The following is a 6,241-nucleotide window of genomic DNA, read 5'->3' as shown; positions in this document are numbered from 1 at the left end:
GGAAAGCTTACGCTTGGGCCGGCAAAAGCGCCGATGCTTGAGTCGGGACGCTTGCGCGCGTTCAGCTTGGTAGTCGTTGCCCGGCTCACTATTTCGACGAATTTCGCGGCTGATAGTGGAGGGAGAACGACTCAGGCATCGAGCAATGGCTCGGAGGCTCAAGCCTTGAGAGAGGCAAACCTGGATAGTGGCACGATCAGTAATGCTGAGTTCTGAGTATGACATGAGCGCAATACCTTACAGGGAAACTCAGGTGTTGCACTCAGAATCTGCGGCCAAGCCTATTCGTTTTTAGAACAACATACTCTTTCGCCTCAGAGCTGTTATTGAATATCATATAGAATCCCTGAAATATCAAAATGAGTAAGATTTAAACTGTATAAAAATAAAGCAAAAGCTTACGTAAGTTAAAGTTAATTACCCAACTTCATGCAAACGCTCAAAATTCGCCACCAGGTCCGTAAACCTCTCCCCCTGGATATGCACGTGATCCTTCAGCGCCTGCTCGGCAGCAGCAGCATCGCCGGCTTCGATGGCGGCGACGATGGCTTCGTGTTCAGCGTAGGAGCTGTGCATGCGGTGGCGGACGTGAAGTTGCAGGCGGCGGTAAGGCTTGAGGATGGCGTGCAGGCGCGTGGCTTCTTCGGTGAGGAAGGCATTGTGGCTGGCGCGGTAGAGACAGTGATGAAAGAGGCCGTTCTCGTAGTAGTAGCCATTGGCGTCGTCGGCTTCCAGGCGTTCACGGCAGGCGGCGTGGGCGTCCTTGAGTTCAGAAAGTTCCTGCGGGGTGATGCGTCGCGCGGCGAGTCGGCCACACATGGCTTCCAGTTCCGCCATGACTTCAAAGCGTTCCACCAGCTCCGACACCCCTAGCTGCGTCACGAAGGTGCCGCGCTTGGGCACTACCTTCACCATGCCGGAGGCGGCGAGCTGCTGCAGCGCCTCGCGAATCGGGGTGCGGGAACACTGATACTCGCGGCCCAGCGCTTCGGGATCGAGCTTGGTGCCCGGCGGGAAGCGCCCTTCGACGATGGCGTCTTCCAGCAGGTCTCGCAGGCGTTGCGCATGAGACATCTTGATCATCATCGGCGTCCTTGTGCTGTGGCCTGGCGGCTGTTCTCGTTGAAGCGGTCTTGATGGGGCATCGCTTGTCAGTCGCTGTGGCCTTGTCAGTCACCATGAACGTGTCAGCAGCGGTGATTCTGAAAGCGACCTTCTTATTGTTGCGCCTTTGCTTTTAAAGAAGAAATCGATTCACCGCTGTCACGCCCACCACCACGCGCTTCAGGCTTTGCTCCCTGCCCTCATTGAACAGGGGATGCGGCCGCACAGGAAACTGACTTTAGTCGTGTCTGGCATGCCAAGACTTGACGCTAACACATCAGACGCCTATCTGTTGTATACAACAAGACGAAGCCAAATATTCAAGTCTCAGACGCCATACTGAGCAATGGACAGGAATCAGCCACCACAGCTTCGCGTCTCGCGCCTTGAGGAAGACCGCTATGAACATAAATCTGAGTTTTCTGCAGGACCTGCTGACCCACGTCGGCCAGCGTGCCCGCCAGCAGGTCGGCCTCTCGCCCGGCGCCGGCAATGAAGACACTGCCCTCGCCCGCCTGACCGAGAGCTGCCACAACCTCACCGAGAGCAGCGGTGAAGCCTCACGCATCATGATGGCCCAGAGTGCGCTGGAGGATTATCAGCAGCTGGACCACGAACAGCGCCTCGCCTTCTTCCGCGTGCTGGCCGAGCACTACGCCGCCGATGAAGGCCGCATTCACGCCGCCTACGCCGCCTATCGCGACTCCCCGGACAACGCCAATCTCAGTGCACTGTTCGACGCCAGCGAACCCAGGCGCCAATCGCTGCTGCGCCGTCTGAACCTGTGCCCCGGCGGCACCTATGAAATCGTGCGCATGCGCGCCGACCTGCTCAAGCTCATCAAGCAGCACCCGGAGCTCAAGCCGCTGGATGCCGACTTCGCGCATCTGTTTGCCTCCTGGTTCAATCGTGGCTTCCTGATGCTGGAGGCCATCGACTGGAACACCCCCGCCGCGGTACTGGAGAAGATCATCCGCTACGAGGCGGTGCATGCCATACAGGACTGGAGCGACCTGCGCGGCCGTCTCGATCCCGAGGACCGCCGCTGCTACGCCTTCTTCCACCCGGCCATCGGCGACGAGCCGCTGATCTTCGTTGAAGTGGCGCTGTGCAAGGGCGTGCCCAACAACATCCAGCATCTGCTCGCCAACAGCGGCCAGACCACCGAACGCGAGGCGGACACCGCCGTCTTCTACAGCATCAGCAATTGCCAGAAGGGCCTGAAAGGCATCTCGTTCGGCAATTTCCTGATCAAGCAGGTGGTGCAGGAGCTGCAACGCGAACTGCCCAACCTCAGCCGCTTCGTCACTCTCTCGCCGGTGCCAGGCTTCAGTCAGTGGCTGGCCCGTGCACGTGATGACGAAGGCCTGGAAGTCTCCGACCTGCTGGCCCATCACCTTGAGCACGATGACTGGATGAATGACGAGGAGGCCCAGCAGAAGATGGCGCCGGAACTGCGCGCCCTCGCCGCCCACTATCTGGTCAACGTCAAGCACCGCAGCGGCCAGCCGATGGACCCGGTCGCCCGCTTCCACCTCGGCAACGGTGCCAGCCTGCATCGCCTCAACTGGCCCGGCGATACCTCGCCCAATGGCCGCCAGCAAGCCCACGGCCTGATGGTGAATTACCTCTACGAGCCGCACCGCATCGAGCAGAACCACGAGGCCTTCAGCCGCAACGACAGCGTGGTGTGCAGCAGCGAGGTCAAGAAGGAGTCGAAAGCCAACAAGGAGCTGGCCAGGGCGCCGAAGCGCGAAGCCAGAAAGGAAAGCGATTCCTTGCCACCCAAAACAGACGAGCAGCCGCCCGCGCCGAAGTCGGCTGCTGATGCCAATGACAGCAAGCCAGCGCCTGAGTCTTTGGAAGAATGAGCCGCTCGAAAAATGATTCGCCCGTCAGGCACGCCGCCTGCCGGAGCACGCCTCACTACAACAACAACGCCATTGGAGCCAACGATGCCTCACGCCGACAACGACAACCTCTATCTGCAATTCGCGCGCAACTTCGATGAGCGCCCGGATGCCACCCTCCTCGACACCGTCGAAGGCCACGGCTACACCTTCGCCGAGGCACGCACCGCCGCCGGCCAGATGGCCACTGCCCTGCGCGAGCTGGGCGTGGCACCGGGCGACCGCGTCGCGGTGCAGATCGACAAGAGCTGCGAGACGGTCATCCTGTATCTGGCCTGCCTGCAGGTCGGTGCGGTCTATCTGCCGCTGAATACCGCCTATACCGGCGAGGAAATCCGCTACTTCCTGGGCGACGCCGGTCCGCACCTGTATGTCTGCCAGCCCAGGGTGCTGGAGACGGCGCGCGCACTGGGCAAGGAATGTGGTGTGCCGCGTGTTGAGAGTCTGGGCACCGAGCAGGACGGCAGTCTGATGGAGCAAGCGCGCCAGTGCAGCGCAAGCAGTGAAATCGAGCCGCGCGCCGCCGATGATCTCGCCGCCATCCTCTATACCTCCGGCACCACCGGGCGCAGCAAGGGCGCTATGCTGACCCACGCCAATCTGGCCTCCAACTGCCAGGCGCTGGCCGAGACCTGGCGCTTCACTGCCGATGACCATCTGATCCATGCCCTGCCCATCTTCCACACCCACGGCCTGTTCGTAGCCTGCAACATCGTGCTGACGGTGGGCGCCTCGATGACCTTCCTGCCGAAGTTCGATGCCGAGCAGATTCTGGACCTGATGCCGCGCGCCAGCGTGCTGATGGGCGTGCCAACCTTCTACACCCGCCTGCTGGAGTCCGAGCGCCTCAATCGCGAGACGACCGCCGGCATGCGTCTGTTCGTCTCCGGTTCCGCACCGCTGCTCAGCGAGACCCACAGCGAATTCAGCGCACGCACCGGCCACGCGATTCTCGAACGCTACGGCATGACCGAGACCAACATGAACACCTCCAACCCCTACGATGGCGAACGCCGTCCGGGCACGGTGGGCATGGCGCTGCCCGGCAGCGAAGTCCGCATCACCGACCGCGAGACAGGTGCCATCCTGCCGCGTGGCGAGACAGGCCTGATCGAGGTGCGCGGTGCCAATGTCTTCAAGGGCTACTGGAAGATGCCGGAAAAGACCGCCAGCGAATTCCGCGAGGATGGCTTCTTCATCACCGGCGATCTCGGCCATATCGATGCCGATGGCTATCTGTGCATCAGCGGTCGCGACAAGGACCTGATCATCTCCGGCGGCTACAACATCTACCCGAAGGAGGTGGAGCTGCTGATCGATGACATGCCCGGCGTCAACGAATCGGCGGTGTTCGGCGTACCGCATCCAGACTTCGGCGAAGGTGTCTGTGCAGTGGTGGTCATGCAGGCCGGCCACCAGGGCAGTCTCGATGAAGCAGCGGTGCTCGCCGCCCTCAGCGACACGCTGGCCCGCTACAAGCAGCCCAAGCGCGTATTCTTCATCGACAGCCTGCCACGCAACGTGATGGGCAAGGTGCAGAAGAAACAGCTGCGCGAGGAGTATGCGGAGCTGTTCGCCCCTGAGCCGGCCCGTTCACACGGCTGAGCCACCCCTGACAGGCCTGATACTCGATACATTCGTGCCATCGGCATGGCGTGACGCCATTACGTCATGCCGGTGGACTCACTCACCCTCAAGCCCAGCCAAGGACAGACAAAGGACGCGCAATAGTCAGACACAAGACACTCAACGCCAGGCCAGCCAACCTGGATAAAGAGACAAGTCGGATAGACGACAAGACGCCACACTGATTCACCACCACTTAACCACAACAACAAGAAGGTATTACGCCATGGTGATCTACGGAGTTGCCCTGCTCGCAGGGTGCATGATGGCCGGTCTCGTGATCGGGGACCTGCTCGGAGAAATGCTCAATATCGATTCCAATCTCGGCGGTGTCGGCATCGCCATGCTGCTGCTCATCTTCATCACCGGCGTGCTGAAGGACCGCGGCAAGATGGCCGACAGCACCGCCAGCGGCATCAATTTCTGGAACGCGATGTACATCCCCATCGTGGTCGCGATGGCCGCCAGCCAGAACGTGGTCGCGGCCTTCAGTGGTGGCATGGTCGCGCTGGTCGCGGGCGTGCTGGCCGTGGTGCTGGGGCTGGCCCTCGTGCCGCTGCTGACCGGCAAGCGCCCCGAGAATGCGCTGGAAGATGACCCGCTGGCCGGCGAGACCCGCTACACGCCGACCAGAACCTCAGTGACGACGGGTGCCCCGGTGCTGGACCGCAACCGCCACGCTTCCTCCACGCCTGCGCACAAACTCTGAGGGCTGAACCATGATCGATTCACTCGTCCAACTGTTCGACAAGTATCATCTGGTCGCTGCCTTCGCCGTGATCGGCCTGGCGATGTATGTCGCCTACTGGATCAGCAACAATCTGACCCACGGCAAGCTGCACGGCTCCGCCATCGCCATCATCCTCGGCCTGGTGCTCGCCTATGTGGGCGGTGCGACCACCGGCGGCAGCAAGGGGCTCTCGGATGTCACGCTGTTCTCGGGGCTTGGCCTGATGGGTGGCGGCATGCTGCGCGATCTCGCGATCATCGCCACCGCCTACGGGGTCAACCTGCGCGAAATCCGTCAGACCGGCTTTCGGGGTGTCGTGGCGCTGTTCGTCGGCGTGCTGATCTCCTTCGTCGCCGGTGGTGGTGTCGCCATCGCCTTCGGCTATACCGATCCTGTCGATATCACTACTATCGGCGCGGGCGCAGTCACCTATATCGTCGGCCCGGTCACCGGGGCAACGCTCGGGGCCAGCTCCGAAGTGGTCGCGCTGTCGATTGCCGCCGGGCTGGTGAAATCAATCCTGACCATGGTGGCCACGCCGATGACGGCGCGCCTGATCGGGCTCGACAACCCCCGCTCCGCGATGATCTTCGGCGGCCTGATCGGCACCACCAGCGGCGTCGCGGCCGGTCTCGCCGCCACCGACGCCCGTCTGGTGCCCTACGGCGCGATGACGGCCACCTTCTACACCGGCCTGGGCATTCTGCTCGCCCCGACGGTGCTGTTCCTCGCGGTGCGTGCGGTGATGTAAGCATCGCTCTGACACGAGAGGCTATGACACGAACCGCTCTGAACAAGCGGCGCTGAAACAAGACGACGGCGGCATCAGTCAGGACGCTACATGTCCCATGCTGATGCCGCCGTCGTCTTG

General features: G+C 61.7%; 6 protein-coding genes. 4 read left to right on the top strand and 2 right to left on the bottom strand.

Going from position 1 to position 6,241, the window contains the following annotated elements; translation table 11 throughout:
- Window positions 1–225 (bottom strand): helix-turn-helix domain-containing protein (locus QQF40_RS08795; RefSeq protein ID WP_285461099.1); only part of this gene is annotated, 225 nt, incomplete at its 3' end.
- A 192-nt stretch (window positions 226–417) separates the two neighbouring features.
- A complete protein-coding gene (locus QQF40_RS08790) occupies window positions 418–1,083 on the bottom strand; it encodes a GntR family transcriptional regulator (protein WP_175090151.1) in 666 nt (221 codons plus the stop codon).
- Window positions 1,084–1,511: 428 nt separating this feature from the next.
- Between QQF40_RS08790 and QQF40_RS08785 the strand changes: the two genes are divergently transcribed.
- The 4 genes from QQF40_RS08785 to madM all read left to right on the top strand — a co-directional run bounded on the left by QQF40_RS08785 (window position 1,512) and on the right by madM (window position 6,121).
- On the top strand, window positions 1,512–2,975 hold the full coding sequence (locus tag QQF40_RS08785) for a malonyl-CoA decarboxylase (RefSeq protein ID WP_285461110.1): 1,464 nt from the start codon (window positions 1,512–1,514) through the stop codon (window positions 2,973–2,975).
- An 84-nt stretch (window positions 2,976–3,059) separates the two neighbouring features.
- Window positions 3,060–4,619: a malonate--CoA ligase gene (locus QQF40_RS08780; protein ID WP_175090150.1), complete on the top strand. Its 1,560-nt coding sequence runs from the start codon at window positions 3,060–3,062 to the stop codon at window positions 4,617–4,619.
- Between the two features lie 247 nt (window positions 4,620–4,866).
- Complete coding sequence (gene madL / locus QQF40_RS08775; protein ID WP_175090149.1) at window positions 4,867–5,349, top strand: malonate transporter subunit MadL; 483 nt, start codon at window positions 4,867–4,869, stop codon at window positions 5,347–5,349.
- Window positions 5,350–5,359: 10 nt separating this feature from the next.
- Window positions 5,360–6,121, top strand: a complete 762-nt coding sequence (madM, locus tag QQF40_RS08770; protein WP_175090148.1) for a malonate transporter subunit MadM — start codon at window positions 5,360–5,362, stop codon at window positions 6,119–6,121.
- Window positions 6,122–6,241 lie beyond the last annotated feature (120 nt).

It is taken from the genome of Cobetia sp. LC6 (assembly GCF_030264805.1).
Taxonomy (GTDB): Bacteria; Pseudomonadota; Gammaproteobacteria; order Pseudomonadales; family Halomonadaceae; genus Cobetia.
Note: the sequence above shows the minus strand (reverse complement) of the source record. Positions and strands in the feature narration are given on the sequence as shown.